This window comes from Streptomyces sp. NPDC107500 (genome assembly GCF_055582785.1).
Genome location: NZ_JBVJPF010000010.1, coordinates 216,935 through 243,302, shown reverse-complemented (window position 1 = coordinate 243,302; position 26,368 = coordinate 216,935). Strand labels below are relative to the sequence as shown.

Below are 26,368 nucleotides of genomic sequence, written 5' to 3'. Positions count from 1 at the left end.
TTGCGGGGCTTGCACTACCGGGAAGACCGTTGTCCGGTCCCCCTCAGACGAGGCGGGGGACCACTTCGCTGCTCTGGGTGGACCAGTTGGTGACGATGGGCTTGTCCACGGTGGCCATGTCGGGAAGCTCGAGCTCGGCCGGCTCGGGGTCGTCCTCGGTGAGCGCGATGACGACCGTCCCGAACTGCGGACCGGTGTCACCACTCGTGGTCTGGGCGTTGATACCGGTGTAGGCGACGGCCGAGCCGGAGAGCTCGATCGGGTCCTCGCCGCCCTGCCCTACCGGCGAGGCAAGCCCCTCCGCGTCGGAGCCGAAGGACACGGTGGGGGTGTTGACGTCCAGGGAGCAGGTGATGCCGGACTTTGCCTTCGCAGTCACGAGGTAGTAGCCGTCGACATCGGGCGCGGACTTCCAGTCGACCGTGAAGTCCAGATCGTTCGTGCCGCAGGACTGCCCGTAGCCCGTCTTCCCACCACTGCCCTCAGCATCCTTGTCATCGGCGCCACCGCCGGAGCCGGCGGAGCTGTCGCTGGAGCCGCCGGCAGAGGTGGTGTCGCTCGTCGACGATCCGTCGTCGGAGGCGGCAGAGGCGTTCCCGGCCCCGGCGGAGGAGACGACGGGGGACGAGGGGCCGGACGCATCCGCCGAGTCACCGGGCTCACACGCGGTCGTGGTGGCCGCGAGGGCCGTCACAGCCGCCGCTGCCAGGACGAGACGAGCGGAACGGACTGCGAGACGCGGACGCATCATGATCTCCAGTGGTTGAGACAGTGTGTTTCCTGCTGACACCGCTCACACTAGGCCCGGTTCGATCTTCAAACGATCCTGCACATGTCCAGGTCCTGTAACCACCGGTCGGTTCCACGAAACTGTCCCTGATTCGCCAACAACCTTGCAGAGCACGGTGATTGATGGCCCGTCATATTAAGGAGTCGCCGCCCTCGGTGAGGCTCTGGACGTCATCCCTCAGCCCAGGCCATCCCGCCGCCACCGATGAGATGCGGACCGAGCTGACTCACGCTCTCGACGCGTACGGGCGTCTCCGGCCTGCCTGTGCCTGAGCGCATGCCGCTGTGCTTTCCCGACGTCCGGTGGGTCCAGTGGCCGGGCCGCGGCTGCTACCAGGTGCGCTCGAAACCGATGGACCTTGCGCGTCGCAGGCTGCCCGTTGCCCCATGGGGGTGGCGGCCGTGCGAGGAGGGCCCGCGGCGTGGCCGGCGTGGTCCGGTCACGGCTGCACCGTCGTCCTGCGGGCCTCCTTCACACCCATCCGGCGCGGTACACCAGCAGGGCGATCTGCACGCGGTTGTTGAGGTCGAGCTTGGTGAGGATGTGGCTGACATGTGCCTTCACCGTGGGCAGGCTCATGTGGCACTCGGTGGCGACCTCCGCGTTGGTGCTGCCCCGGGCCACCGCCAGGGCGACCTCTCGTTCCCGTTCCCCCAGCAGCCGCAGGCGCGTCCGTGCCGCGTCCCGTTCCTGGCCGGAGCCGGTCATGTCGGGGCCGGTGACGGTGGCGATGAGCTGTTTGACGGCGCCGGGCGAGAGTATCGGCTCGCCCGCCATGGTGTTGCGCACGGCGGTGACGATCTGTTCCGGCGAGGTGTGCTTGAGCAGGTAGCCGGACGCCCCGGCCCGCAGCGCGCGCAGGATGTAACCGTCGGTGGTGAAGGTGGTGAGGACGAGCACGTGCGGTGGGTCGGGCCGACGGCGCAGTGCCTCGGTGGCGGCCAGGCCGTCGACGCGCGGCATCCGGATGTCCATGAGCACCAGATCGGGTCGGAGCCGGTCGACCAGGGGCAGCACATCGGCACCGTCCTCGGCCTCCCCCACCACTTCGATGTCCGGAGCCCCGGACAGCATCAGCCCGAGGCCGGAACGCACGAGGGGATCGTCGTCCACGACGAGGACACGTGTCAGGGGGTCCACGGCAGCCAGACCTCGAGGTGGAAAGCGGTCGGGGTCTGCCGGTGGCTCATGTGTCCGCCGGCCAGTCGCACCCGTTCCCGCATGCCGGTGAGGCCATGGCCGGACGGTGGGTGGGAGCGGCCCGCGGGGAGGGGCGGGAGGGGGTTGGCGGCGGTGATGGTCAGCCCCTGTTCGGGGCCTCCGGTCAACGTCACGGACATCGCGGTGTCCGGGGCGTGCTTGCGGTGGTTGGTGAGGGCCTCTTGCAGGACGCGGTAAGCGGTGCGTCCGGTTCCGGTGTCCATGGTGGACGGTTCGCCGAGCCGCTGATGCACCTCGATCTCCGTTCCGGCCGCTTGGGCTTCCTCGATCAGTCGGTCCGTGTCGCACAGGGTGGGCTGGGGCGGCGGCGCGTGGTCGCCGACGAGCGGTGTGCGCAGGACGCGCAGGACGCCCTGAAGGTCTTCCAGGGCCTCCCCCGCGCTCTGCCGGACGACCCCTGCCGCCTCGGCGATGCGCTCCGGGGAGGCCGTGGGATGGAACTCCAGCGCGCCGGCATGCATGCTCACCAGGGTGAGGCGGTGAGCGAGCACGTCGTGCATCTCGCGGGCGATCTCCTGCCGGGCCTGCTGGCGGGCCCGGTCCGCCAGCAGGCGGGCCTCCCGTTCGGCGTGCGCGGCACGCTCCTCGGCGCCTGCGACGTACAGACCCCAGCCGACCGCGCCGGCCACCAGAGCCACGGCTGACACCGTGGTCGTCAGGTCGGCGGTGCCGCCGGGCGGTACCAGCGGCTGAGCCGCCACCGGCAGCAGCGCTGCGGCAGCGGACCAGGTGGCGGCTCGCGCGCCCCGGTGACGCGCGACGGTGAACAGTGTCACCAACAGCGGCACAACGACGGGCAGGGAGACGGACAGGGCCACCAGGGCGAGGGTGAGGACGACCGGGAAGCGCCGACGCCAGTACAGGGCGGCGCAGGCGACCGTGGGCAGGAGGGCGGTCCGCGGGCCGGGCGCCCAGCCTGCCGGCAGGACCGCCTGCAGTGTCGTGCCGTGGGACAGCTGGGGGTACAGGTACACGTCCTCGACACCGGCCCTCGCCACCAGCGCGGTCAGTACCACTGCCCCGGCCGCCACGGCCGCATCCGCCGACCCCGGGTGACGTCGCCATGTCTGCCGTACGTCGATCACGCACGCCACGGTAAGCGGGAACGTCTGTCCGGCCAAGCTCGGTCCCGGCGCACGGCGATGTCCTATACCAAAGTATGGGTCGGCCCGGACGTGGTCGTTCTTTGGGCAGGGGGAAGAACGTTCTCTTTGCCGAAGCACCGGGCCGGTCGGGGTTTCTAGCGTTGTCGGCATGAACTCGACGCAAACGAAGAAGAACGTCTCCGCCTTCACCGTGGTGTCCGGGGCGTGTGGCCTGCTGGGTCTCGCGCTCGTGGTCTTCGCCGCCGTGGGGCTCGTGGGACGGCTGTGGGCGCATCTGGAGACGCGGTTGCTGGCATTCCCGGGTCTGGCCCCCGTCGTGATGGTGGCCGTCGGGGCATTGCTGCTGGCCGTCTCGCTGGTCGTCCTGTCCCGCCGCCGGGCCCCCGGCCCGATGGCGGAAGCCGGGCGCTGAGGCCGGGCGCCGAAGCCGGGCCGCACCCCGCGCGGCGGGGCTCGCCCGGTTTCCTCGCCATTACGTCGCTCCGGGCGGCGCCCGGAGCGACGTGGAGACGAGGGAAGCGAAAGGACTGTTCACCGATGAGTTGAGAAGGAAGCCCGTTCATGGCCTCGCCACCGGCAACGCTAGCACTCAGGCAGGGATCAGGTCGCGCAGGTTCTCGAGGGTGAGGACGCGCGAGCGGGGGTGCAGGCCCTCGGGGCGTTCCAGGCCGATGTACGTCACGGGCTCGTCGGGGACCGATGCCCCGTCCCACAGGTCCACGGCCGTCGCGCGGTCGGACATCAGGCCGACCAGGTGGCCGACCGTCAGGTACTCGCGCTCCACCACGGCGCGCACCACCTTGGACACCGAGATCCGGTTCTCCTCGACCCGGTTGCCGGACGAGATGCCCCGCAGGTACAGGTGCAGCCACTTCGCATGCCACCGGCCACCGCTTCCGCGTCGGAACACGAGCGGCAGCGCCACCCGGCCCGCGCCGCGCAGTTCCGATCGCATCCGCACCGTGCGCGGCTCGAACGGTCGGCCCTTCTGCTCACGGTCACGCAGCATGAATCCGAAGAACGACTCCTCGGTCTCCTCGAAGCCTTCGCCGGCGTAGATGTTGACCTGCGGAACGATGAACGCGGCGCGTAGCTGGTCCAGGGTCAGTTCGATGAACTCCGAGGCCCCGTCGGGTGCCTCGGTGACATCGCCCGAGTGCCGGCCCCCGACGGTGCTGAGCGAGGTGTAGGAGAGCCAGGAGTCGGTGGTGTAGTCGGCGTCGAGGAGGAGGGTCGAGAGGTCGTAGTCGGTGTGTTTCTCGGCCTGCTTCCAGTACACGAAGAAGCGCAGCCGTTCGCCGTCGACCGCACAGACCGAGCCGCGCGGCAGTACGCCGAGCCCGGCTCCGGCGGCCTTGCCGCTGAGCGGGAGGGCCACGTCGAGGACGTCCGCGTCGAGCAGCAGCCGGCCCGGCGCAGGCAGCCTGCGGCGCACTTCGGCGTCGAGGACGGCGGCCAGGCGGTCGAGGTCGGCGGCGGGAACAGGGGGCCGGACGTCGGGGGCGACCCAGCCGCTGCCGCCGCGGTTGACGAAGACCCGGGGCCTGCCGCTCTCCCGCTCCCGGTTGTGCAGGTGTTCGCGGACCGAGAGCACGACCCGGCCGGAGACCCCGGGAGCGACCCGCGCCACGGCGTCCACCACCGTGTCCCGTTCTTCCTGTCCGGCGGCGGTGCGCAGCAGGTGGTCCAGGGACCGCAGCAGCTTGCCGGGCGCGGCCGTCAGCAGCCGTACGGCGCCGGGGACGTCGGAGGCGTCGAGCAGTTCCGCGACCCGGCTGTCGAAGGACCGGGCTCTCTTCTCGCCCCGTGCGACGGCGAACACGTCGGCCGCGTGGGGCCAGCGCGGGTACTCGTGCGGGTGGAGTCGCTCCCCGAGCCGCTTGAAGGGCTCGCGGTGGGCGGGTACGTCGGCCAGCTTGGCGGGGTTCGCGGCGACCACGGCGTCGAGGCCCGCCAGCAGCGCACGGCGGACCGGTCGCGACAGTGCCCGGAACCGGGTCGGCTCCCGCAGGGTCACGTCGCCGCCGACGAGCGCGCAGGCCAGCCGCAGTACGTCGACGACGCTGTCCAGCAGGAGGTCCGCGCCGGCGGTGAGGCGGGCGGCGTTGACGACGGCCCGGTTCTCCCTGACCGGGATCGACTCCGGCTGTGGGCCGAGCGCGCACCGCCCGGCGAGGACCTCCAGGTCGTCCAGGTGCGTGTCGCCCAGCGGCGTCGCGCTACCCGCCAGGGCCAGGTACAGGTCCGTCAGTTCGTCGTCCAGGTCGCGCCCGAGGTGCAGGACGGTCACCCGGTCGCCCGCCGAGGCGATGAGTTCGTCCTGCGCCGCGAGCATCTCCTCGTAGGTGTGCTGGTAGCGGCCGTAGGCGGGAAGGCTGAGCAGGTCCGGTTCCCCGGTCGCCATCTGCGACCGCACCGTCTCGCGCGACGTCTCGTCCGCGAGCGCCTGTGCCACGCACCGCGTCCAGAACTCCTCGGTGTCGGGTACGTTCGCCGGGAAGTCGATGAAGTACGTGTTGTGCCGGACGTGGTCACCCGCCATCTCGCGCACGGCCCGCAGGGTCCGCGCGGCGGTGTACGCGACCGCGGCCCCGGACAGCCCGGACAGCCGCTCCAGCAGTCGTGCCGAGAGTTTGAAACCGGCGGACGTCAGTGCCACGTCGAGCTGTCGGGCGACGCCGCCGCCCTCCCCCGCGGTGCCCCGCGGGCAGGGAACGCGGTGGGTGTGCCGGATGACCATTGCTTCGAGACCTTTCGCCATGCGGGGATGATCGCAGACCTGTGCGAGGCGCCGCACAGGTGTTTCCGTGTGTGTCCCGGCGGCCGGGTCCGCGGGCGCGTGTCATCCGGCGCTTGGCCCTGTGGGCGGCCTGCCGCGCCCGGTGACGCGGCAGGCCGTCCCGCTCCGGTCACCGCCGGAGTGCGGCCGTCACGAGCGGTGGATCACCGGGTCGTGGTGACCCGGTGCTCGGCGCGGGCGGCGCAGTTGGAGCCGGTGATCTGGACGCTGACGTTGCCGATGCTGCCGCCCCAGTCCACGCAGTGGGCCTTGCCGTAGACGTAGGTGGGGCCGGCGTACGAGGTGTACTTCCCGTAGTCCTCGTCGTACGCCTCGGTGTCCGGTACGTAGATCCACGCGGACATGTCCGTCGCGGTGCCCGGGGTGCTGCGGATGGTCGCGACGCAGTTCTTGCCGGTGGCGGCGTTGTAGGTGAGGTAGACGGTGCCGCGCGAGCCGACGGCGGCCGAGTTGACGGTCTTGTAGCCGCTGCCGCAGACCTTTCCGGGCGTGGTGTTGGGGGCGGCGGAGGCGGGTGCGGCGAGTGCCGTCGCGGTGCCCAGGGTCAGTGCTGCCACAGCGGTGGCGGACAGGACGGAGCGCGTGATGCGCATATTTCCCCCTTGCGGTCGTAGGAGCTGTTTGCTCCTGTCTGGTGTGACCGCGCTCCGGGGGGAATGGTTGTGCTCCGGCGGTGCTTTCGCCGCCAATTCCTCAACGGGATAAGGGGTGTTCGAGAGTCCGGGCGGGCCTCCGCAGCGCTTCGTCCTGGCTGCCGCGCTCGTGGCGGGCGCCGCGGTGAGCCCGCGATTCCCGTCGACGGCGGCGTGAGCACCGGCGAGGGGGCGCCGCACGCGACCTCAGTCGTCTTGGCGGGGTTCGGCGGGTGGAAACTCGCCGCCCGACTGCTCGGTCACGAGGTACTCGGCGTACCACGCGGCCCAGTCCCGGTCGGCGTCGTCGGTGTGCTTGCCGTGTTCGGTGTGGGCGGCGGCCGCTCGGCGTAGGGCGCGCGCCAGGGCGTCCGTGGAGGTGAAGGCGGTCGGGCCCGGGTCGATACGGCCGGGCAGACGAGTGGTGACCTCCTGCACGAGCCAGGAGTTGCCGTCCGGGTCCCGGAAGGGGAAGTGCGAACGGTAGCTCTCGCGCTCGGGGTGCAGTCCTGGCAGCGGAACGGGTCCGCCGGTGTGGAAGTACTCCCCGACCTCGACGCCGAGCCCGGTCAGGCGCGCCCGGGTGGCCACGATATCGGGGACGCACAGGTACATGCGCTGGGCCGAACCCGGCTCCGCCGTGGTGAGGGCGGAGCCGAACTGGACGGAGCAGGCCGAGCCGGGCGGGGTGAACTGGACCTTGGTGGGTGGCGTGTGGTCGAGCCGCCAGCCGAGCCGCCCGTAGAACGCCTTCGCGCGCTCCATGTCGGCCACCGGGATGGTCACCACCTCCAGCCGCTCGTCGGATATCGGTTCGACCCGCGTTCTTGTCATGACGATCCGCCTCTCTCAGTTGCAGACAAGGACGCTAGGCCACCGCGAGAAATATATCTACCCAAAACGGTCAAACTCTATATATAGGGTGTGCTTGGCGGCCGGGCGACACCTGTGCGAGCCTTCTGCCACTCCTCGGAAAGGATTCGGTCCGATGCTCGGCATGATCGTCTGGGACCTCCGCTCTCGCGCTTCGACGCGAGAGCGGTAACCGCAACCTGCCACCCCTACACACGTGTGTCCGAGCGGACAGACGTGGGTTCGGTCTGCTCTCCTCGTCGAAGTGCTCTTCGTGTCACCGCACGCTCAACCACGAGGAGTACCCGATGTCCACCATTCGCTGGACCGACGTCCACACCCACCGGTCCGCCCGGTGGCATTCCGAGAACGCCGCACCGCTTCCCCGGCGAACCGTCGTCGCCGACGACCGGACCAGGGCCGACGACGCCTACCGTCAGGCGTGCGAGGGAACAGCCCTGCTCTGGCGGGGCGACTTCCACAACGCCCGGCAATTGCTCCGGGCCATGGGCCGCCGGATCGACCGCAGGCGTCCAGGGGCGGGCGCGTCCCCGGGCGAGAGCTTTCACCTGCACCGGCGCGAGAGCGGTCACCGCGCGCGCGTCCTCGGGAAGCTCCTGGTGCCGCTGGACGACGACTACACGCTGGCACTGCGCCGCGCCCCCGACGTCCGGCAGGCGTGCCGGGAGGCCTACGGCCCCCCGGCCGGACCCATCGTGGTCTCCCTGCGCGAACTGCTGGGAGTGATCGGCGCCCACCAGTGGCGCCTGAGGGGGGTGGACGTGCCGTCCCTCGGGGCCCGGATCCACCCTCACTACGGTGTGTTCGCGCCCGTCAGAGGGGAGTACGTCGACCTGGTGGCCCACACACCACTGCCGCCGGCGGCACGGCACGCTCGCACCGCCGGCACGGCGTTCGACCTCGGCACGGGAACCGGCGTCCTCGCCGCGGTCCTGGCGCACCGCGGGATCGGGCACGTCGTGGCCACGGACATCAGCCCGCGGGCCCTGGCCTGCGCCAGGGAGAACGCCGACCGGCTCGCGCTGACCGACCGCATCGAGGTGCCGGGCCCCTGCCTGTTCCCCGAAGGCCGCGCCCACCTCGTCGTCTGCAACCCGCCCTGGCTCCCCGCCCGCCCGGCCGGCCCCGCCGAGCAAGGCGTCTACGACCCGGACAGCACCATGCTCCACGGCTTCCTCACCGGGCTGTCCGCCCACCTCCTACCGGGCGGCGAGGGCTGGCTCGTCCTGTCCGACCTGGCAGAGCATCTCGGCCTGCGTACGCGTCAGCAGCTGCTCGACGCCATCCGGACAGCAGGACTCCGCGTGGTGGGCAAGATCGACACCAAGCCGCGGCACCCCCGTTCCAGGGACACCGCCGACCCGCTTCACAGAGCGCGGAGTGCCGAGACCACGTCCCTCTGGCGCCTGTCCCCGGACCCGTGATCGGCGGCCGGGCCACGCATCGGCATCCCACCTCCGCATTCACGGGCACAGCGGATCTTTGCGTCAAATTGCTGATGTGTGGTGCACCGCGGTGCGGAAGGGTGAGACAGGCCGGGTCCGGTCTCGGCGCCGAGCGAGGACCGACCGGGACCCACGGGTCGCAGTCGCCGTCGTACGGGACGGACCGGTGCGGGACGGAATGCGGACGACGTGTTCGCGGCGGTCCGCTCGCCACGGCCCGTGGGCTGTCCGATGACGATGGAGGACGTGAACATGTCATCTATGCGCCGGCTGGTGTCGGAGACATGGGACCGGATCGTGGCGTCCGATCCCGGGCTGCACCGCGCCCGCCAAGCTCTGTCCGCAGCCGTGGTGATCTCCACGACCATAGGTGTCGAGTACGTCTACAGCCGGATCGTCGGGGCCGGGTCACACGCAACGCTGATCGCCCTGCTGCTCGGCACCGTCGTGGCTTTCACCGGGTGGACGGCTCTCGGGGAACCCCGCGCGTGGATCAAGGTGCGCACGGCGGCCTTCTTCCCCCTCGCGATCCTGGCCGGAATGCTGCCGAGTGCCGCCGTCGGCGGACACACCGACGCCACCCTCGTCGTCCTGGTCGCCCTGTTGTTTCTGACCGTCTTCATACGGCGCTTCGGAGCACCGTTCTTCTTCTACGGCAACCTCATGTGGATCGGCTTCGTGTTCGCGGCGTTCCTCAAGCTGACGGTGTCGGAGATCCCGTCCCTGATCTTCGCCGTCGCGATCAGCTCGTCGTGGGCGCTGCTGCTGTCGCTCACCCTGCTGCGCATCGAGCCCGCTCGTGTTCTCCGGCGCCTGCAGCGGTCTTTCGGTGCCCGTGCGCGTGCCGTGGCACGTGCCTGTGCCGACCTGCTGGAGTCGGCGCCGGGCGAGGAGAGGGACCTGATCAGGCTGCGGTCACGGCAGTTGCGGCTGGCGGAGACGGCCCTGGTGATCGACGGCTGGTCCGCGACCACGGACGCGCTGCCCCGGGGATGGACGGCGGCCGCTCTGCGCCGGCGGACACTGGAGGCGCATCTCGTCGTCGACGCGCTGGCCGCGGCCGCCGTGCCGCTACGTGCGGCCGGGGGCCCGGAGGCGGGAGTCGCGGCACGCATCGCCCGTCACTTGGCCCGGAACGAGTACGCGGCGGCACACGACCTGGCCGCACAGGCGGGCGGACCGGACCTGTCCGGCACGGGTGACCGTTCGGACCGTCTGCGGCACTTCGCCGAAGCCGCCCGTGAGTTCGCCGCCTTCGCGGCCTGGGACCGCACCCCGCCACGGGTCGAGGACGCCGCGGAGTTCTCCCCCACCGCCCCGCTCGTGTTCGGCGCCCTGCCCGGGTCGTCCGCCGTGGCGCGGGGCGTCCCCGCCCGGGGCAGCCGCTGGTCCCGCCTGCGGGACCTGTCGCAGACGAGCCGCCAGGCGGTGCAGGTGGCCGTCGCCGGAACGCTGGCCGTCGTCCTCGGCCGGCTGGTCTCCCCGGACCACTACTACTGGGCGGTGGCCGCCGCGCTGCTGGCCTTCGCGGGGACGGCGACGAGCGCCGAGTCCGTCACCAAGGCGGGCAACGCCGTGGTGGGCACCCTCCTCGGTCTGGCCTCCGGTATCGGGTTGGCCGTGCTGACCGGCGGGCACACGGGCGCGGTCCTCACCGTGATCGTGCTGAGCCTGACGTTCGGCCTGTACCTGGCCCAGGTCTCGTACGCCTTCACGGCCTTGTTCACCACGACGGCGGTGGTCCAGCTCTACAGTCTGCTCCACGAGCTGTCCGCGGACCTCCTGCTCCTGCGCCTGGCGGAGACGGCGCTGGGCGCGGGGATCGGCGTCTTCGTGGCCCTGCTGGTCCTGCCCACCAACACGCGTGACACCGTCCGGGCCGCTCGCGGCCGGTATTTCGAGGCGGTGGCCGGCTCGCTGCGCGCCGTCGCGCAGGGCGCCCCTGCCACAGCGGCCGGCGGCTCCGCTCCCGGCCTCGACGCCCAACTGCGCCTGCTCGACCTGCGCATCCAGCAACTGGCGCTGGTGGCCACCCCGTTGACCAGCCTGCTCGGTCACCCGGTCATCCGGGGGAACGATCCGCGCCGCGGACGCCACCGCATGGCTCTGTACACGGACCTGAGCCTCCAGCTCCGCACGGTGGCGGCCACCACGGCACACGTACCGGCGGACGGTCCGCGTGCCGGGCTGGTCCGGTCGGCCGGGGTCCTCGCCGATGCGGCCGAGGCGCTGGGCACCGCGCCGCCGCGTCCGGGCCGGCTGCCGGAGGAGGCGGACCGGCTGCTGGAGGAGGCACGGGACCGGTTGCGGACCCTGCCCCCGCCCGAGCCGCCCGGTCCGGCCCGCGACGCGGTCCGCGCACTGCTCGGTACGGCGCAGTTGCTGGGGCAGATCGCGGGACTGCCCGGCGCCGGTGTCCGCCCGGACGCCCCGGTCCGCCCGGACGCCGGGGTGCCCGCTCAGGTCCGCGGGTGATCCGGGACGGATCGGTCCCGCCGCGTCCTCATCACCGAGCCGGGAGCCGGGCCCCTTCCCGGCGCGCCTGACGCCGACGGAACGTGCCGGTACGGCGGGCGAGCTTCCCCGCAACCGTCCCGAGGACGAACGTCATGAGGGCGAGCGGCAGCGGGATCAGTCCGGCCTCCGCTTTGCCGGCCCCGCATGGCGTCACAGAACAGGTCCGAACCAATGTTGACATGTGCACGTCCGGTCACTTTCAATGCAGGCACCGGCTCCGAGGTCCCGTGTCTCAGATCGTCCCCCACAACCGGTCATTCACGAGGAAGGGCCCGCATGGTCACCTCCCGCACGAGCGCTCCCCGGTTCCTCTCCCTGTCAAGACTGCTCCTTCTGCTCGCCTTGGTCCTCGGTGTCCAAGCGGGCCCCTCGTACAGTGCTCGGGCGAACCCGGCCGCAACCGTCAACGTGCTCGCCCTCTACAACGGGACGTACGACCAGGCCCACATCAGCTTCGTCCGCGAGGCCAACGCCTGGTTCGCGCAGGCCGGCCCCCAGAACGGGTTCACCTACACCTCGACCACGGACTGGAGCCGCCTCGATTCCACCGCCCTGGCGGACTACCAGGTCGTCATGTTCCTCGACGACTATCCCGACGACGCCTCCCAGCGGTCCGCCTTCCAGACGTACGTGGCGAACGGGGGCGGATTCATCGGATTCCACGTCACGGCGTACAACGACGCGACGACGTCCTGGCCCTGGTTCCACAACACCTTCCTCGGTACCGGCACCTTCCGCAGCAACACCTGGGGGCCGACCGCGGAGACCCTCCGGATCGACGACCGCGCCCACCCGGCGACGGCCGGCCTGCCGGAGACCATCACCTCATCGGTCAGCGAGTGGTACTCCTGGCAGAACGACCTGCGGAAGAACCCGGCGATCGACATCCTCGCGTCCATGGCGCCGTCCACCTTCCCGATCGGCACCGACCCCTCGCAGACCTGGTACAGCGGCTACTACCCGATCGTGTGGTCCAACCGTGACTACCGGATGGTGTACAACAACTTCGGCCACAACGCGATGAACTACGCGACCGACACCGCGCTGTCGTCCACGTTCGCCAGCCCCCAGCAGAACCAACTTCTCCTCCAGGAGATCAAGTGGGCCGCCGGCCGGTCCGGCCCGGTCACCCCGCCCACGACCACCACCGGCCCGATCCGCGGATACGGCGGCAAGTGCGTGGACGTGGCCGGCGCGTCCCCCGCCAACGGCACGGCCGTCCAGCTCTACGACTGCAACGGCACCGACGCCCAGAAGTGGACGGTCACCGGCACCGGGACGCTCACCGCCCTCGGCAAGTGCATGGACGTCACCGGTGCCGGAAGCGCCAACGGCACCCAGGTCCAGCTCTATGACTGCAACGGCACCGGATCACAGGTCTGGCGCCCCGGCGCGAACGGCTCCCTGGTCAACCCGCGGTCCGGCAAGTGCCTCGACGCCACGGGCCCCAGCTCCGCCGACGGTACCCGCCTGCAGATCTGGACGTGCGCGGGCTCCGCCAACCAGAGTTGGACACTGCCCTGACCGAGGTCACGGGCTCGAACGGGGGAGCGGGGACGTCCGGCAGTTCCCGACCGGAGGACGCCTCTCGGGAGGCGACGTGCGCGGGTGTGTGAGTCGATGAGATACGTGTGTATCTGCTTTACTTCAGTCGACACCTCGCACAGCTGGGCCGCCGCCTCCTCGTACCGCGTTTCCGGCACAGTGGCGCACTGATATCTCCAGGTGCCCCGGCGGGCCGCGCAGGACAGCGCGCAGCGAAGCTGAAGCGGGGTCAACGCCCCACGACATCAGAAGGGTTGCGTATGCGTATGCGCGTACTTCTCTCAGTCGCAGCTCCGGTTCTGACGGCCCTCGCCTGTACGTCCGTCACCGTTCCGTCGGCCCAGGCCACCGCCTCGACGGACGCCGCGTCCACTTCGGCGCGGCACGTCTGCTCGCCCCGCGTCGAGATCAACGGCTTCTCCGACGCTCTGGACAAGACGACGTTCGCGGGGGTTCCGGTCGCCGAGTTGTCAGGGCTGACCCACGACACGAACGGCGATCTCCTCGCCGTGGCCGACACGTCGTACCTGTTCAGCCTCGACAGCCGCACCAGGCAGCCCGTGTCGGTTCAGCCGCTGACGACACCGGAGGGCACCCCGCTGGACTCCGAGGCGATCGCCGTGGACCGCGACGGCACCCGGCTGATCACCGACGAGGAGCGGCCATCGGTAGACCGCTTCGACCGCTCGGGGAGGTTCCTCGGCGGTCTGCCGGTTCCGGACGCGCTGAAGGTCGCCCCAGCCGGACGGGCGACTCACAACCTCACGTTCGAGGGCCTGGCGCTGCTGTCCGACGGGCGCACCCTCGTGGCGTCCGTGGAAGGGGCCCTCTCCGGCGACGACGCGAGCATCCGCAGGTTTCAGACCTGGCGGCGTGCCGGCCACTCCGGTGAGTTCCGCCTCGGCCCACAGTTCGCCTACCGGAGCGCCACCGGACTGGACGTCTCGGACATCACCTCCACGGAAGACGGCCGACTGCTGGTTCTGGAGCGCGGGTTCACCCCCGGCGTCGGCAACTCCGTCCGCCTCTACCTGACGGATCCGCGGCACGCCACCGACGTCACGGATGTGACCGCGCTGACCGCGGCCCTGGAGGGAGTGCGGCCGGTGAAGCGGACTCTGCTGACCGACGTGGCGGCGTGCCCTGCTCTCGGCGCACCGACCGAACAGCCTCAGCCCAACCCCCTGCTGGACAACATCGAGGGCGTCACCGTCACGGGCCGCACCCCGGACGGTCGGCTTCGGCTGCTGCTGGTCAGTGACGACAACCAGCGTGCCACGCAGACCACCCGTCTGTACTCGCTCACCACCCGCCTGCCTCGCGCCTGACGACCTGCACGCCGAGCCGGCACGACGACGTTGCGGCCGTTCGCTCTCCCGCGAAACGGCCGCACGTCCCTCCCAGACCCCCGAGGTGGCCTCCCCGAAGGCGGAGAGCGATTTCGACGGGGCGTCACCTGGCGCCGTGTCGCCACCAAGGCGTGCGGCGCCGCGAGCGCGATCTCAGCGCGTGTAGAAGGTCCAGTACTCCGCGGTGCGGAAACCCACCCGCTCGAAAAGGGGCAGTCCCTCCTTCGTGGAGTGCAGGTACGCCATGTGCGCCCCGTCGGCGTGCCCGTCCCACAGGATGCGTTCGGTGACGGCGCGGCCCAGGCCCCGCCCGCGGTGCCCGGGCACGGTGCCGATGTTGACGAGGCCGACGTGCTCGCCGGTGCGGAGCGCGACCCCTGCCGCGGCCGGGACTCCGCCGACCTCGGCCACGTAGCCCCGGACGAAGGGCAGAGCGAGGACGAGCGGCGTGAAGAGGCTGACGATGACCGCCGGGGGCGCGCCGAACGCGGCTCCCATGACGGCCGCCAGGACCTCGTGCTCGTCGGTGCCGAGCGGGCGTACGGTCTCGGCGCGCGCGGCGGGCTTCCGTCCCGTCAGGCCGTCCCCCGGCGCCAGCAGCATGAAGGGCCGTCGGGTGGCCGTGGTGAGGCCGTGGCGGGCGGCGAGGGGGGCGAGGTCCTGCCCCGGTTCGCCGCGCAGCCGGATGCTCCAGGGAACGTCGTCGACGTGGGGGCCGGCCTGTTCGCAGAGGCCGGCGATCTCCGACGCGTCCGGACGCGGGGACACGCTCATGACTCCGTTGAAGACGGGGAACTGGGAACCGGTCGTGGCCAGCAGGGCACCGTTGGGCCCGCGTTCGTGGAATCCGGCGGGAAGCGCGGCGGCGAGATCCTCGATGGCCTCCTGGGAGGCCCACGCGGCGCGGGCGGCATCGTTCGTGGACACAGGGAGCACTCCTTGTTCGTGACCGCGCTCGCGCGGCGAGGCATGTGTCGTCCCGTGGGGACACGCTGTCGGTATGTGCGCGCCCGGGACGCGGTGGGGGTCGGGCGAGGCGGGCACCGTGGCGGTGGGCCGGGTGGCGCCGCGCCGGCAGGCCGCTTCGGTCAGGCCGCGGGGCGGCCCGGTACCCCGTAGTGCCTCGTCACCTCGCGGACGCTCTGCTGCTCGTCCAGGGCGGTCACGGCGGTCAGCAGTGCGGCCGCACGCTCGGCGGGGACCAGTCCGTCCACGGCGTTCAGGAACTTGCCCTCGATGTCCTGGCGCGTGGCGGGGCGGCTGGCGTGCCCGGGGAAGCCGGCCTGGTAGGCGCTCAGAACGGTGCCGTCCCGCAGTTCGATGTCCACCTGGGTACTGAAGACGGGGTCGCCCTCGGGGATCGGCATCGCATACGGCTCGACGAGGTCCGCGACGGCGAGGACGGCCGGGTCGGCCCAGCGGGAGGCGTCGAAGTAGTCGCCGGGCGCGTTACGGCCGGTGACGAACTGCAGACCGACGCTGAAGGCGAGGCTGAACTGGGCGGAGATGGCGTCGGTGGGCCGCGTGATGCTGCCCCCGTGCCCGATGGCGAAGTCGACCAGCCCGATCCGGATGCGGGTGACGTCGGACGGCGCGAGGTCGTGCTGCCCGCGCAGTCGCCGGATGACGTCCAGCGGGGCGTGGTTGGTGGCCACGCCGGGGAAGAACCGAATCATCGTGTCGAGGATGAGCCAGCGGTTCCACTGCGCGTCCACGGCGGCGATGTCACCGCCCCCGGCGAAAAGGTTCAGCAGCCCCTTCGGGCCGTCGTAGATGGTCGCCGGGCCGGTGAGGCCGAGTTGCGCCAGCTGTGCCGCCTCCACGCCGGAGCGGGCGGCCGATCCGGGGTGCATCCGCTTGACCTCGCCCCCGCGCTGGGCGTATTCCACCGTGCCGCCCGAGTCGCTGCCCGCGATGCCAAAGGCGTTGGTCTGCTGTTCCGGCGTGAGGCCGAGGATCACTCCGGCCGCCGCTGCGGCACCGTGCACGCCGAGCACCTTCGCGCCGTGCCAGCCCGCGGCCAGCATCTGCGGCGTGCTCGCGGACCCGATCAGGGCCATCGTCTGGACACCGGCCACGACCGCGGTGATGAGGTCGCGCCCGGAGGCTCCCTCGCGTTCGGCCAGGGCCAGCGCGGCGGGTACGACGGCGGATGTGGTGTGCGAGGCCAGCGGGTGGGCGTCGTCGCACTCGCCGCTGTGTCCCAGGGTGCCGTTGACCCACGCGGCCTGCGAGACGGTGGTGGCCTGCCCGGAGTGGGCCAGGGTCGCCGCGACCGCTCCCGGCTGGCGGTCGGCCAGCCGCAGGACGGGCTGGACGTTCGGCAGGACGGCACCGGCCAGTTCACAGCCGATCTGGTCAAGGACGAGTAGTTTCGTGCGGTCGACAACCTCTCGGGGCAGGTCTTCGTAGCGCAGGGCGGTGACCCAGCGGGCGATGCGCGCGGCCAGAGGGACGGTGGCGGAGGCGGCGTCGGAGGCGTTCACGGCGGCTCTCTTCGGAGGTCGGGAAGGTAAGGGCGCGTGCCGCGTCCCCGGTCCACGATCGGTGCGCGGGTAACGATGCGCATCGGTCAGGTGACTGCGTGAACCCGTACCTGAATGACTCTGCGCAGTACCCTGTTTCATCAGCTACGGGTGGATATGGCACCGATCAGGGTCAAGTGGCTGGTGTGCCGGACTGCCCCGGCCCGGACCGGTCGCCCGGCACGCAGTGGATCGCTCCTGGATCGCGCACCGCTCACCGGGCTGTCTCAACGCAGGAAGCCCTCGTAGTGGCGCTGCTGGAGCTGGCTCTCGATCTGTTTCACGGTCTCCAGGCCGACACCCACGATGATCAGAATGCTGGTACCGCCGAAGGGGAAGCTCTGACTCGCCCCGAAGGCGACCAGCGCGACGGTGGGGACGAGGGCGATCACCCCGAGGTACAGGGAGCCCGGCCAGGTGATCCGATTGAGCACGTACGACAGGTACTCGGCGGTCGGGCGGCCGGCGCGGATGCCGGGGATGAAGCCGCCGTACCGCTTCATGTTGTCCGCGACCTCCTCCGGGTTGAAGGAGATGGCGACGTAGAAGAACGCGAAGAACACGGTGAGCAGGAAGTACGCGGTGATGTAGATCGGGTGGTCGCCCTTGGTCAGGTTCTGGGTGACCCAGGTCTTCCAGCCCGATTCGCCGCTCGAGAACTGCGCGACGAGGGAGGGCACGTAGAGCAGCGAGGAGGCGAAGATGACCGGGACCACGCCCGCCTGGTTGACCTTCACCGGGATGTAGGTCGAGGTGCCGCCGTAGGAACGGCGTCCGACCATGCGCTTGGCGTACTGGACCGGGATCCGGCGCTGGGCCTGCTCGACGAAGACGACCAGGCCGACCATGCCGAGGGCGACGAGGATGACGGTGCCGAACGCGATCCAGCCGTCCGCCAGCGTTCCCTGCTTCTTGATCGCCCACAGGGCGGAGGGAGCCGTCGCGGCGACCGAGATGAACATCAGGATGGACATGCCGTTGCCGACGCCGCGGTCTGTGATCAACTCGCCGAACCACATGACGAGGGCCGTGCCGGCGGTGATGCACAGAACCATGGTGACGGTGGTGAGGATCGCCCGGTCCGGGACGATGCCGGAGGCCTCCGTGCAGCCGGCGAAGAGGGCGCCGCTGCGGGCGGTGGCCACCAGGCCGGTGCCCTGGAGGACGGCCAGCGCGATGGTCAGGTAGCGGGTGTACTGCGTGATCTTCGCGGTGCCGGCCTGCCCCTCCTTCTTCAGTGCCTCCAGCCGGGGCACGACCACGGTCAGCAGTTGCAGGATGATGCTGGCCGTGATGTAGGGCAGGATGCCGAGCGCGAAGATCGTGATCTGCAGCAGCGCTCCCCCGCTGAAGAGGTTGACCAGGCCGAACAGCCCCTGGCTGCCGGAGGCCTGGCTGACACACTGCTGGACGGCGCTGTAGTCGACCCCGGGAATGGGCACATGTGTACCGGCGCGGTACACGACGATGACGCCCAGGGTGAAAAGCAGCTTCTTGCGCAGGTCAGGAGTTCGGAACGCCTGGGTCAGCGCGGTGATCACGGTGCCTCCTGCAGCCTGTCGCGGATGTGCACTCGCGAGGTACGCATGACTGCACATATGTCACTCGGGACATGTTATACACACATACGTGTTCCTGTTGAGTGAGACACATGACAACGTCCTACAGTGACAGGTGGGCCCGCGGAGAGGGCCGTCGCCACGGAGATGCCATGTACAGGTGTGCCACGTCGGCGGGCGCGGGCACGTCCGTGGCCGTGGAGTGAGGAGTGAGGCTGTGAACACCGAGAGCGAGGGTGCCCCGGTTCCCCCCGAGCCGTCCGGGGAAGGAGGGCCGACCCCCGATCCCTCGTGGGTCATGCCTCCGCCCCCCGCCGTCGAGCCGTACATCGGCGGGGGCGCGCCGTACCCACCGCCCGTCCTCGCGGCACCGCCCGCGAGGGGGCGGGGCGGGCCGGCTGCGGCCGCGCTGGCCATCGCCCTGGTGGCGGGCGCGCTGGGCGGAGTGATCGGCCACGTGCTGGCGCCGCACGACGGCGCCCCGGGGTCGGCGCCGCTGTCGGGCGCGGGCACCGGGGGTGCGGGCGCCCAGCCGGTGGGCACGGTCGCGGGCGTGGCACAGCGGGCGTTGCCCGGCACGGTCACCATCGAGGCGAAAAGCAGCGGCGGGGCGGGCGACACCGGCACCGGGTTCGTCTTCGACACACAGGGCCACATCCTGACCAACAATCATGTGGTGGCGGCAGCGGTCGACGGCGGCAGACTCAGCGCGGCCTTCCCCGACGGCAGGAAGTACGACGCCGAGGTGGTCGGCCACGCCCAGGGGTACGACGTGGCCGTGCTCAAGCTGGAGAAGGCTCCCCCGGGCCTCCGGCCGCTCCCCCTGGGCGACTCCGAGCGGGTGTCCGTCGGCGAGTCCGCGATCGCCATCGGCGCGCCCTTCGGCCTGTCCAACACGGTCACCACCGGCATCATCAGCGCCAAGAACCGCCCCGTGGCCTCCAGCGACGGCACCGCGGGCAGCAGGGCGTCCTACCTGAACGCCCTGCAGACCGACGCCTCCATCAACCCGGGCAACTCCGGCGGCCCGCTGCTCGACGCACAGGGCGACGTCATCGGCATCAACTCCGCGATCCAGTCCACGGGCAGCGGCTCGGGCGGCACCGGCCAGGCCGGCTCCGTCGGCCTCGGTTTCGCCATCCCGATCAACCAGGCCCGTTATGTCGCCGAGCAGTTGATCAGAACCGGCAAGCCCGTGTACGCCAAGATCGGCGCCTCCGTGTCGACGGCGGAGACGACCGAGGGCGCGGAGATCGTTCAGGACGACGCCGGCGGGGCCGCGGCCGTCGAGCCGGGCGGCCCCGCGGCCAAGGCGGGCCTGCGGGCCGAGGACGTCATCACCCGTCTCGACGACCACGTCATCGACAGTGGTCCCACGCTGATCGGCGAGATCTGGACCCACCGGCCCGGCGACCGGGTCACCGTCACCTACCGGCGCGACGGCAGGACCCACACCGTCGACGTCGTGCTGGGCTCCCGGGTCGGCGACGTGTCCCGGTGAACGAGTGAGAGCGGGTGTGTCCAGCGCCTCCGGAACGGGTGTGCCGGGCGCATCCGTCACGGGTGTGCCAACGGCGGGTCAACAGCCCCTCTCGCCAGGCAAAGTTCGCGTATGACGGCGAACCGTTCTCCTTCAGGCGGCCTCATATCCCCCAGAGATACCCAATCGGGGCATCCGGAAGGGAAACCGACCATGTTGTTCCGCAAGCACACCCGCCGCTCACTCGTCGCACCCGTGACACTCTCGGCGCTGTCCGCCGTCGCGCTGATCGGCATCACCGCGGGCCCCTCGCAGGCCGCGACCCGGCCGGCGTGGGCCGGCACCACCTCGCTTTCCGTACGCGTCCACGGGCTGGACTCGGGAGCGGGGCAGCGCTACGCGACGGTGATCCTCACCAACAAGACCCACCGGGCGGTGCGGACCCAGGGGTACGTCGGGCTGCAACTGCTCGACTCCCACGGCAAGGCCGTCACCACGCACGTCGTGCGCGACCGCGGTCCGGCCCGGCCCCTCACGCTGGAGCCGGGCCAGAGCGCGTACGCCCGACTGCACTGGGGAGACGTGCCCGCCGCCGGTGAGCCGACCAAGGCGGAGAAGAACCCCACGCGCCTGGAGGTCACGCCGCCCGACTCGTACCGCCACCTGAACACCACCTGGAAGCTGGGTGAGGTCCTGCAGAAGGGACGCATCGACACCACGCCGCTGATCAAGGGAACGGGCCCGGCCGCCTGACCGATACCGCCGGTTACCGTCCGACCTCGCCCCCGGGGCACCGCGTTCGCGGTGCCCCGGGGGCTTTTCCGTCACCCACACCATCCGGACCCATGGGTTCGGTTATAGTGGGAGTAAGCGGACCCTTAGGTCCGGTTCTCTGGTCGAAAGCAGGCAGTCATGCCCCTGTCCGGCAACCACCCCCGGATCCGTCCCGGCGGACAGACCCGCGCCCTGGTCGGTGCGGCTCACACGGTCAGCCCGGTACTCGCCCGCCACGCCGCCGACGCGGACGCCCGCAGCCGACTGGCGCGGGAGTCCGTCAACGCCCTGCGCGAGGCCGGCATGTTCCGCCTCGGCACCCCGCGGCGCTTCGGCGGTGAGGCGGCGCCGGTGGGCGCGAGCCTCGACGTCAGCTCCGAGATCGCGCTGGCCTGCCCGGCGAGCGGCTGGGTCGTCATGGTGACGTACGTGGCGCAGCAGATCGCCGCCTCGTTCGGCGAGGAGGCCTTGGAGGAGCTGTGGGCCAAGGGTCCCGACGTCCCCATGAGCGGTGTCTTCGGCAGTGTGGGAGTGAGCGCGGTGCCGGCCGAGGGCGGCATACGTGTCACCGGACGCTGGGGCTGGGCCTCCGGCTGCCGGCACGCCGAGTGGGCGATCATCGGCGTGCCGCTGCTCGGGGACGACGGGAACGTGAGCGGGCGCGGTCTCGCACTCGTGCCCGCCGCGGACCTCACCGTCGAGGACACCTGGGACATGGCGGGCATGCGGGGTACCGGCAGTGACACGCTCGTCGCCGACGGCGTCTTCGTGCCGGCCCACCGGCTGAAGGACTTCGCGGACGTCCTGGACGGCGACCAGGGCGCGAAAGAGGCTCTCCACCGCGTCGCGCCGGGGTCGATGACGATGGCGTCGATGGGTCCGCTGCTCGGCATCGGGCGGGCGGTCCTGGCCCTGACGACGGATTCCGTGGAGGGCGGCAAGCCGATGGCGATGTCGCTGTACCCGCGGCTGGCGGACTCGCCGAGCGTGCAGGCCCAGCTGGCCGACGCCGCGACGATGATCGACTCCGCCCACCTGCACCTGGCCCGCTCCGCCGCTCTCGTCGACGAGGCGGCCGACGCCGGCCAGGTGCTCGACCTCGTCGACCGCGCCCGGGTGCGCATGGACGTGGGACACGCCTCCGCCTGCCTGCGGGACGCGGTACAGCGGCTGCTCACCGTCAACGGCGCGGGCAGCTTCTCCCGCTCCAAGGCGATCCAGCGCTACTGGCGCGACCTGGAGACCGCCGCGCGCCACCCCACGCTCAACCCGGGCCTGGCCCGCGAGATGTACGGGCGGGCGCTGGCCGGTGACACGCGGCCGGTGTCGCCGATGGTGTGATCTGCGCCCGCATCGATGCGCCCTTCCGTCGATCCGCCTCCCCCATCGGTGCGCCCCCCATCAATGCGCGTCCCTGTCGGCGCGTGTCCCCGTACCGATCCGCACTCCGTATCCGATTTTCGCCGCCGGACCGGGCCGCTGCGCCGCGGCTCGCGCTCCGGGCGGCGGTCTGGCCCGAAGGACCGGAACCGATGAGCACTTCTTCCACCCTCAGGCCGCCGAGCGCCGGCGCACGCGACGTCCTCGGACGTTTCGCGACCGGCGTGACCGTCGTCACGGCCGCCTCCCCCGCCGGACCGGCGGGCTTCACCTGCCAGTCCTTCACCTCTCTTTCCCTGGACCCGCTGCTGGTGTCGCTTGCGCCCGCGCGCGCCTCCCGCACCTGGCCGCTGATCCGCGGCGCGGGCACCTTCTGCGTGAACGTCCTCGCCGCGGACCAGCGGGCCGTCAGCGACGTCTTCGCCGGGTCGGCGGCCGACAGGTTCGCCTCGGTCGACTGGTCGCCGGGGCACGCGGGGGTGCCGGTCCTCGGCGGTGCCTGTGCCTGGTTCGTGTGCGAGCTGCTCACCGAGTACGACGGCGGCGACCACACCATCGCGGTGGCCCGGGTGCGCGACTTCCGGGCGGGTACGGGCGACCCGCTCGTCTTCCACCACGGCAGGTACCGGAGCCTGGCCTGACCGGTCCGGTGTGCCGTACGCCGGCACACCGGACCGGTCAGGCGGCCGGAAGCGGCTCAGGTCACCGGACGACGACCCGGGCGCTGCCGCTGACGCCGCCGGAGGTCACCGAGACGGTGACGGTTCCCGGACAGCGGGCGGTGAGGACGCCGGTGGACGGATCCACCGAGGCGACCCGGGGGTTGCTCGAGGTCCAGACGTGGGACGCGGGATCCGCGACCGGGATCGTGAGCGGTGCGATGTTGTCACCGGCGATCTGGTCGCCGGTGGCGGTCAGGGTGAGGCGGTCACCGAGCGCGACCGGGTCCTTGGGGCCCTGGACCCTCACCGAGGCGAGCGCGGGCTCGACCGAGTACTGCAGGTTGCCGTCGTCACCGATCCGGACGAGACCGAAGTGGTAGATGCCGCCCTGGTCCGCCGGCGCGTAGGCCGGCATGCCGAGGTCCGCGAACGTGAACTGCGGGATGCCGCCCTTCTCGACGGTCGTGCTGGTGCCCTCGGGATCGAGGATCTGCTCCGCGAACCCGCGCGCGTGGCCGTACATCATGATCACGTGCTGCTTCGGGTGCGTCTGCTGGTAGCGCTGCACCAGCCGCAGGTACATCCGGGCCTCCCAGCGGTCCGTGAACTGGCTGTTCGCGGACGGGTGCGGGTCGTAGGCCGGCATGTGGGTGATGACCAGCACGTCCTTGGCGGTGGCCTCGGTCAGCTGCTGGACCAGCCACGGGTACTGCACACCCGCGGGGTTCTGGAACGGGTCCGAGGACTGGAGGCTGCCGTGCGAGTTGTCGGTCACGATCATCCGCGCCGCGCCCTGGCTGTAGGCGTAGTGGGTGTCACCGAAGGTGTCGCTGTAGTTGCCGTTCTCGGCGTCGGCGCCCTGGGTGATCTCGTGGTTGCCGACGATGTCCCGGGCGGGGACACCCAGGGCGTCCATCTTGGACTTGGCGAACCGCAGGTCGGCGGCCTTGCCGTCGTCGGGCATGTCGCCGAGGAACTGCGCGGCGTCCGGCCTGGCCTGCGGGCTGAGCGTGGGCAGCCGCTGGGCGATGGAGTCCATCACGTTGCTGCTGACCGAACCCGGGTCGCTCGCGAGCAGGTGGGCGTCGTCACCCGTGAGGAGTGTGGTGCCGTGTTTGGCGAAGTCCGCGGAGTCCTCCTCGAAGGACAGCCACTTGGGGTTGTCCGGGACCGCGTGGTACTCGGGCGCCGTGACCGGTCGTGGCGAGTACAGCGCCTGCAGCCCGGCGACGTTCAGTGAACCGCTGTACGCGGTGCTGGGACTGATGGCCAGGAAGTCGAGGTAGCTGACGGTCAACGGGAACTTGTAGCCGGCCGGCAACTGGGCGACCGCGAGGTGCCAGCCGTCGGACGTGACACCGGTCAGGTACAGCGGCGTGTTGGCCGTACCGTCGATGTTGATGTACTTCTCGGCGAGCTGGAGGCTGTCGGGGCCGCCCCCCTTGATCCATACGCCGATACCGGTCGGAACCCGGCCGTCGTCGGTGTCGGTGGACAGCTTGACGCTGGGCGCCAGCACCAGCTGCTTGACCCCGGACGCGGCCGGCATCGTGTAGTCGAGACGCAGCGAACCGGACTCGCTGGACGACGGCGGGACGACACCCGCGTCGAAGGACAGCGTGGCGGGACTGCCGGTGGTGTTGTTGCTGAGCCGCCAGTGGTCCGTGCTGCTGATCGGGTCGATGACCTTGCTGACCCGGCCGACGGCGATCGACGTGGTCGTGGTCGCACCGGCGACGCGCGCGCTGACCTCGGCGAGGCCGCCCTTGGCGCTGCTCGCGGTGAACAGGCCGTGCGCGTCGACGGTGCCCAGGTCGTCGGGGGTGACCTTCCACGTGGCCGCCTCGGCGGGTATCTGCGCGCTGCCGCCGCCCTTGACCGTGCCGGACAGGGTCAGTTGCCGCGTGGCACCGCTGTCGAGGTCGGCCTTGTCGGGCGAGACCGTGAGGGTCTGGAGTCCGCTGGCGACCCGGAGCTTCTGCGAGGTGACGGCGTCACCGTCGTAGGCGATGATCCGGCCGGTGCCCGAGCGGCGCGGTGTGACCTTGCCGTCCGCGTACGTGGCCAGGCTCGAAGGCTCGACGCGCACGTGGATCCGGCCGGCCGCCGGGTTGGCGAACCGGTCGACGGCGTGCACCGGCACCGGCACGGAGCCGCCCAGGACGGTGGTGACCGTCTCGCCGCCGTTGACGACGACCTTGGTGGCGGCGCCGGGCGCCTTGGCGGTGGAGTAGAAGAAGATGCCGTTGGCGACCGGGCGTTCGGTGTTCCCGGGCAGGTCGGACGGGGTGTTGACGACCTCGGCCCGGTCGGCGCCCGGGGCGCGGCCGACCATGCCGGTCGAGCCGCCGCCGTCGAAGAGCAGCGCGGTCCAGGCACCGTGCGCGGCCATGTACCCGGCCGCCTGCTCGCGGGTGACGCCGAAGGCGGTGTCGGCGCCGCCGTGGCCGTCGATGGCGACGACGATCGCGTGCCTGCCGTCCTTGGTGATGCCGACGGCGGTCTCCGGGTTGGCGCCGCCGGGCGGCGTGCCGGTCGGGTCCTGGTAGACCTTCCCGTCCTTCACCAGGGTGTCCACACCGCTGATCAGTTCGGTGACATCGTTGTCAGGAGACAGGCGGGCGGTGATGCCGACGGTGTCGCCGGGGTGCAGGGTGTCGGTGAGCCACCGGCCGCCGTCGCCGGAGCCGAGGAGCCCGGTCCGGTCCGCGTCGAGGCGGGGCACGGTGGTCACACCGGTGCGCACGCTCTCGACGACGAAGCCGCCGGCGGTCGTGCGCCCGGTCACCAGCGTGGCCTCCTTGGCCAGACCCGGGGTCTCCCCGAGGCCGGAGGTGACCTCGGTGATGCCGCCGGCCGCGACGTCGTCCACGGTGTTCACCGAGGTGAGCGCGTGCGTCGCGGAGCCTGCCGCGATCGTGCCGGAGAAGGTCTCCGGGCCCATGACCAGCCTGCCGTCGGGCTTGACACCGAGTTGGGCGGCGAAACCCGGCCTGGGGCTCTTCAGCAGGTGTCCGCCGGTCATGATGCCGCCGAGGGGGCGTCCGCTGCCGTGGATCTCGAAGTAGTCGCCGTTGACACCGGCGACCGCGTGGGTGCGCCGTGCCATGGACGAGGGGGTCTCGTCCGCCGGGTTGGTGAGGGTGTCGCCGGCCTCGACGGTACCGACGCGCAGGTTGGGGTCGGTGAGGTCGGCGCTGAGCACCTGGATGTGCTGGCGTCCGCCGACGGTGTCGTAGGTCTCGCTGTAGTGGGTGAGGCCTCGGGTGACGGTCTCGGCCGGGGTGGAGGTGCGGTCCACCACCAGCGGCCAGTTCTGCGGGGTGGCCGGGAGCCAGTCCCCGCCGTGCGGATGGGCCGGGCCGCCGGTGGCGGCGCTGTCGCCGTCGCCGAAGGCGGTGCCCGCCCCGGCCACGGCGCCGCCCGCCAGTGCGAGTGCCACGGCGGTCGCCACCGCGGCGTGCCGCGCCCCGGCACCCATGGGTTTCCTAACACGAGGTGTCATGTGTGTTTTCGTCCTTGCGGTCATGCGCGTGGATGGCTCCTACACGCATCGACCACCGGACACCGGCGGGGCGGACCGCGGGTGTCCGTACGGGGTCCGCCGGATGACGATCCGGAGTCCGTGACGCCGCGGTTCAGGAACGTGTGCCGGACGGCTCGGGCTGGGACGGACCGGACGGCTCACGCGTGACGAGCCGGGGGGCCGG

19 protein-coding genes are annotated in these 26,368 nt (G+C 71.3%); 9 read left to right on the top strand and 10 right to left on the bottom strand.

Going from position 1 to position 26,368, the window contains the following annotated elements; translation table 11 throughout:
* Window positions 1-43: 43 nt before the first annotated feature.
* The 3 genes from ACZ67M_RS34840 to ACZ67M_RS34830 all read right to left on the bottom strand — a co-directional run bounded on the left by ACZ67M_RS34840 (window position 44) and on the right by ACZ67M_RS34830 (window position 3,096).
* Window positions 44-748 (bottom strand): hypothetical protein, encoded by a 705-nt coding sequence (locus tag ACZ67M_RS34840; RefSeq protein WP_469854105.1) that lies wholly within the window; start codon window positions 746-748, stop codon window positions 44-46.
* Between the two features lie 513 nt (window positions 749-1,261).
* A complete protein-coding gene (locus ACZ67M_RS34835; protein ID WP_469854014.1) occupies window positions 1,262-1,930 on the bottom strand; it encodes a response regulator transcription factor in 669 nt (222 codons plus the stop codon).
* Entirely contained in the window at window positions 1,918-3,096 is a 1,179-nt protein-coding gene (locus tag ACZ67M_RS34830; protein ID WP_469854013.1) for a sensor histidine kinase, read from the bottom strand. Before ACZ67M_RS34830 ends, ACZ67M_RS34835 begins: the two co-directional genes overlap by 13 nt.
* A gap of 169 nt (window positions 3,097-3,265) precedes the next feature.
* Here ACZ67M_RS34830 and ACZ67M_RS34825 point away from each other — a divergent pair, with 169 nt between their 5' ends.
* A complete protein-coding gene (locus ACZ67M_RS34825) occupies window positions 3,266-3,529 on the top strand; it encodes a hypothetical protein (protein ID WP_469854012.1) in 264 nt (87 codons plus the stop codon).
* Between the two features lie 177 nt (window positions 3,530-3,706).
* Here the strand turns inward: ACZ67M_RS34825 and ACZ67M_RS34820 are convergent, their stop codons facing one another.
* From ACZ67M_RS34820 to ACZ67M_RS34810, 3 genes are all read right to left on the bottom strand, one after another.
* On the bottom strand, window positions 3,707-5,878 hold the full coding sequence (locus ACZ67M_RS34820) for a TerD family protein (RefSeq protein WP_469854011.1): 2,172 nt from the start codon (window positions 5,876-5,878) through the stop codon (window positions 3,707-3,709).
* Between the two features lie 182 nt (window positions 5,879-6,060).
* Complete coding sequence (locus tag ACZ67M_RS34815) at window positions 6,061-6,510, bottom strand: spore-associated protein (protein WP_469854010.1); 450 nt, start codon at window positions 6,508-6,510, stop codon at window positions 6,061-6,063.
* A 246-nt stretch (window positions 6,511-6,756) separates the two neighbouring features.
* A complete protein-coding gene (locus tag ACZ67M_RS34810) occupies window positions 6,757-7,383 on the bottom strand; it encodes a VOC family protein (RefSeq protein WP_469854009.1) in 627 nt (208 codons plus the stop codon).
* Window positions 7,384-7,709: 326 nt separating this feature from the next.
* On the opposite strand from ACZ67M_RS34810, the gene ACZ67M_RS34805 reads away from it, so the two are divergent.
* From ACZ67M_RS34805 to ACZ67M_RS34790, 4 genes are all read left to right on the top strand, one after another.
* Window positions 7,710-8,846, top strand: a complete 1,137-nt coding sequence (locus ACZ67M_RS34805; protein ID WP_469854008.1) for a methyltransferase — start codon at window positions 7,710-7,712, stop codon at window positions 8,844-8,846.
* 273 nt (window positions 8,847-9,119) lie between these two features.
* Window positions 9,120-11,342, top strand: a complete 2,223-nt coding sequence (locus ACZ67M_RS34800) for an FUSC family protein (protein WP_469854104.1) — start codon at window positions 9,120-9,122, stop codon at window positions 11,340-11,342.
* A gap of 318 nt (window positions 11,343-11,660) precedes the next feature.
* A complete protein-coding gene (locus ACZ67M_RS34795) occupies window positions 11,661-12,908 on the top strand; it encodes a ThuA domain-containing protein (protein WP_469854007.1) in 1,248 nt (415 codons plus the stop codon).
* Window positions 12,909-13,189: 281 nt separating this feature from the next.
* Window positions 13,190-14,257, top strand: a complete 1,068-nt coding sequence (locus tag ACZ67M_RS34790) for an esterase-like activity of phytase family protein (RefSeq protein ID WP_469854006.1) — start codon at window positions 13,190-13,192, stop codon at window positions 14,255-14,257.
* A gap of 174 nt (window positions 14,258-14,431) precedes the next feature.
* On the opposite strand, the gene ACZ67M_RS34785 is transcribed toward ACZ67M_RS34790, so the two are convergent.
* The 3 genes from ACZ67M_RS34785 to secY form a co-directional block, all read right to left on the bottom strand.
* The gene (locus ACZ67M_RS34785) at window positions 14,432-15,205 is read right to left on the bottom strand and encodes a GNAT family N-acetyltransferase (protein ID WP_469854005.1); all 774 of its coding nucleotides are present in this window, start codon (window positions 15,203-15,205) and stop codon (window positions 14,432-14,434) included.
* A 161-nt stretch (window positions 15,206-15,366) separates the two neighbouring features.
* Window positions 15,367-16,764 (bottom strand): MmgE/PrpD family protein, encoded by a 1,398-nt coding sequence (locus ACZ67M_RS34780; protein WP_469854004.1) that lies wholly within the window; start codon window positions 16,762-16,764, stop codon window positions 15,367-15,369.
* Between the two features lie 266 nt (window positions 16,765-17,030).
* Window positions 17,031-18,344 (bottom strand): preprotein translocase subunit SecY, encoded by a 1,314-nt coding sequence (gene secY / locus ACZ67M_RS34775; RefSeq protein WP_469854003.1) that lies wholly within the window; start codon window positions 18,342-18,344, stop codon window positions 17,031-17,033.
* A gap of 316 nt (window positions 18,345-18,660) precedes the next feature.
* Between secY and ACZ67M_RS34770 the strand changes: the two genes are divergently transcribed.
* From ACZ67M_RS34770 to ACZ67M_RS34755, 4 genes are all read left to right on the top strand, one after another.
* The gene (locus ACZ67M_RS34770) at window positions 18,661-19,863 is read left to right on the top strand and encodes a S1C family serine protease (protein WP_469854002.1); all 1,203 of its coding nucleotides are present in this window, start codon (window positions 18,661-18,663) and stop codon (window positions 19,861-19,863) included.
* Window positions 19,864-20,055: 192 nt separating this feature from the next.
* A complete protein-coding gene (locus tag ACZ67M_RS34765) occupies window positions 20,056-20,595 on the top strand; it encodes a DUF4232 domain-containing protein (protein WP_469854001.1) in 540 nt (179 codons plus the stop codon).
* Between the two features lie 159 nt (window positions 20,596-20,754).
* The gene (locus ACZ67M_RS34760) at window positions 20,755-21,957 is read left to right on the top strand and encodes an acyl-CoA dehydrogenase family protein (RefSeq protein ID WP_469854000.1); all 1,203 of its coding nucleotides are present in this window, start codon (window positions 20,755-20,757) and stop codon (window positions 21,955-21,957) included.
* Between the two features lie 191 nt (window positions 21,958-22,148).
* Window positions 22,149-22,637, top strand: coding sequence for a flavin reductase family protein (locus ACZ67M_RS34755; protein ID WP_469853999.1), 489 nt, complete (start codon window positions 22,149-22,151; stop codon window positions 22,635-22,637).
* 61 nt (window positions 22,638-22,698) lie between these two features.
* Here ACZ67M_RS34755 and ACZ67M_RS34750 read toward each other — a convergent pair whose 3' ends face one another.
* Window positions 22,699-26,163, bottom strand: coding sequence for a phosphodiester glycosidase family protein (locus ACZ67M_RS34750; protein WP_469853998.1), 3,465 nt, complete (start codon window positions 26,161-26,163; stop codon window positions 22,699-22,701).
* Between the last annotated feature and the right edge of the window lie 205 nt (window positions 26,164-26,368).

Coding starts and splice junctions, on each gene's coding strand:
- ACZ67M_RS34840 (WP_469854105.1), bottom strand. CDS start 748: ATGCGTCCGCGTCTCGCAGTCCGTTCCGCTCGTCTCGTCCTGGCAGCG.
- ACZ67M_RS34825 (WP_469854012.1), top strand. CDS start 3,266: ATGAACTCGACGCAAACGAAGAAGAACGTCTCCGCCTTCACCGTGGTG.
- ACZ67M_RS34820 (WP_469854011.1), bottom strand. CDS start 5,878: ATGGCGAAAGGTCTCGAAGCAATGGTCATCCGGCACACCCACCGCGTT.
- ACZ67M_RS34815 (WP_469854010.1), bottom strand. CDS start 6,510: ATGCGCATCACGCGCTCCGTCCTGTCCGCCACCGCTGTGGCAGCACTG.
- ACZ67M_RS34810 (WP_469854009.1), bottom strand. CDS start 7,383: ATGACAAGAACGCGGGTCGAACCGATATCCGACGAGCGGCTGGAGGTG.
- ACZ67M_RS34805 (WP_469854008.1), top strand. CDS start 7,710: ATGTCCACCATTCGCTGGACCGACGTCCACACCCACCGGTCCGCCCGG.
- ACZ67M_RS34800 (WP_469854104.1), top strand. CDS start 9,120: ATGTCATCTATGCGCCGGCTGGTGTCGGAGACATGGGACCGGATCGTG.
- ACZ67M_RS34795 (WP_469854007.1), top strand. CDS start 11,661: ATGGTCACCTCCCGCACGAGCGCTCCCCGGTTCCTCTCCCTGTCAAGA.
- ACZ67M_RS34790 (WP_469854006.1), top strand. CDS start 13,190: ATGCGTATGCGCGTACTTCTCTCAGTCGCAGCTCCGGTTCTGACGGCC.
- ACZ67M_RS34770 (WP_469854002.1), top strand. CDS start 18,661: ATGCCTCCGCCCCCCGCCGTCGAGCCGTACATCGGCGGGGGCGCGCCG.
- ACZ67M_RS34765 (WP_469854001.1), top strand. CDS start 20,056: ATGTTGTTCCGCAAGCACACCCGCCGCTCACTCGTCGCACCCGTGACA.
- ACZ67M_RS34760 (WP_469854000.1), top strand. CDS start 20,755: ATGCCCCTGTCCGGCAACCACCCCCGGATCCGTCCCGGCGGACAGACC.
- ACZ67M_RS34755 (WP_469853999.1), top strand. CDS start 22,149: ATGAGCACTTCTTCCACCCTCAGGCCGCCGAGCGCCGGCGCACGCGAC.
- ACZ67M_RS34750 (WP_469853998.1), bottom strand. CDS start 26,163: ATGACACCTCGTGTTAGGAAACCCATGGGTGCCGGGGCGCGGCACGCC.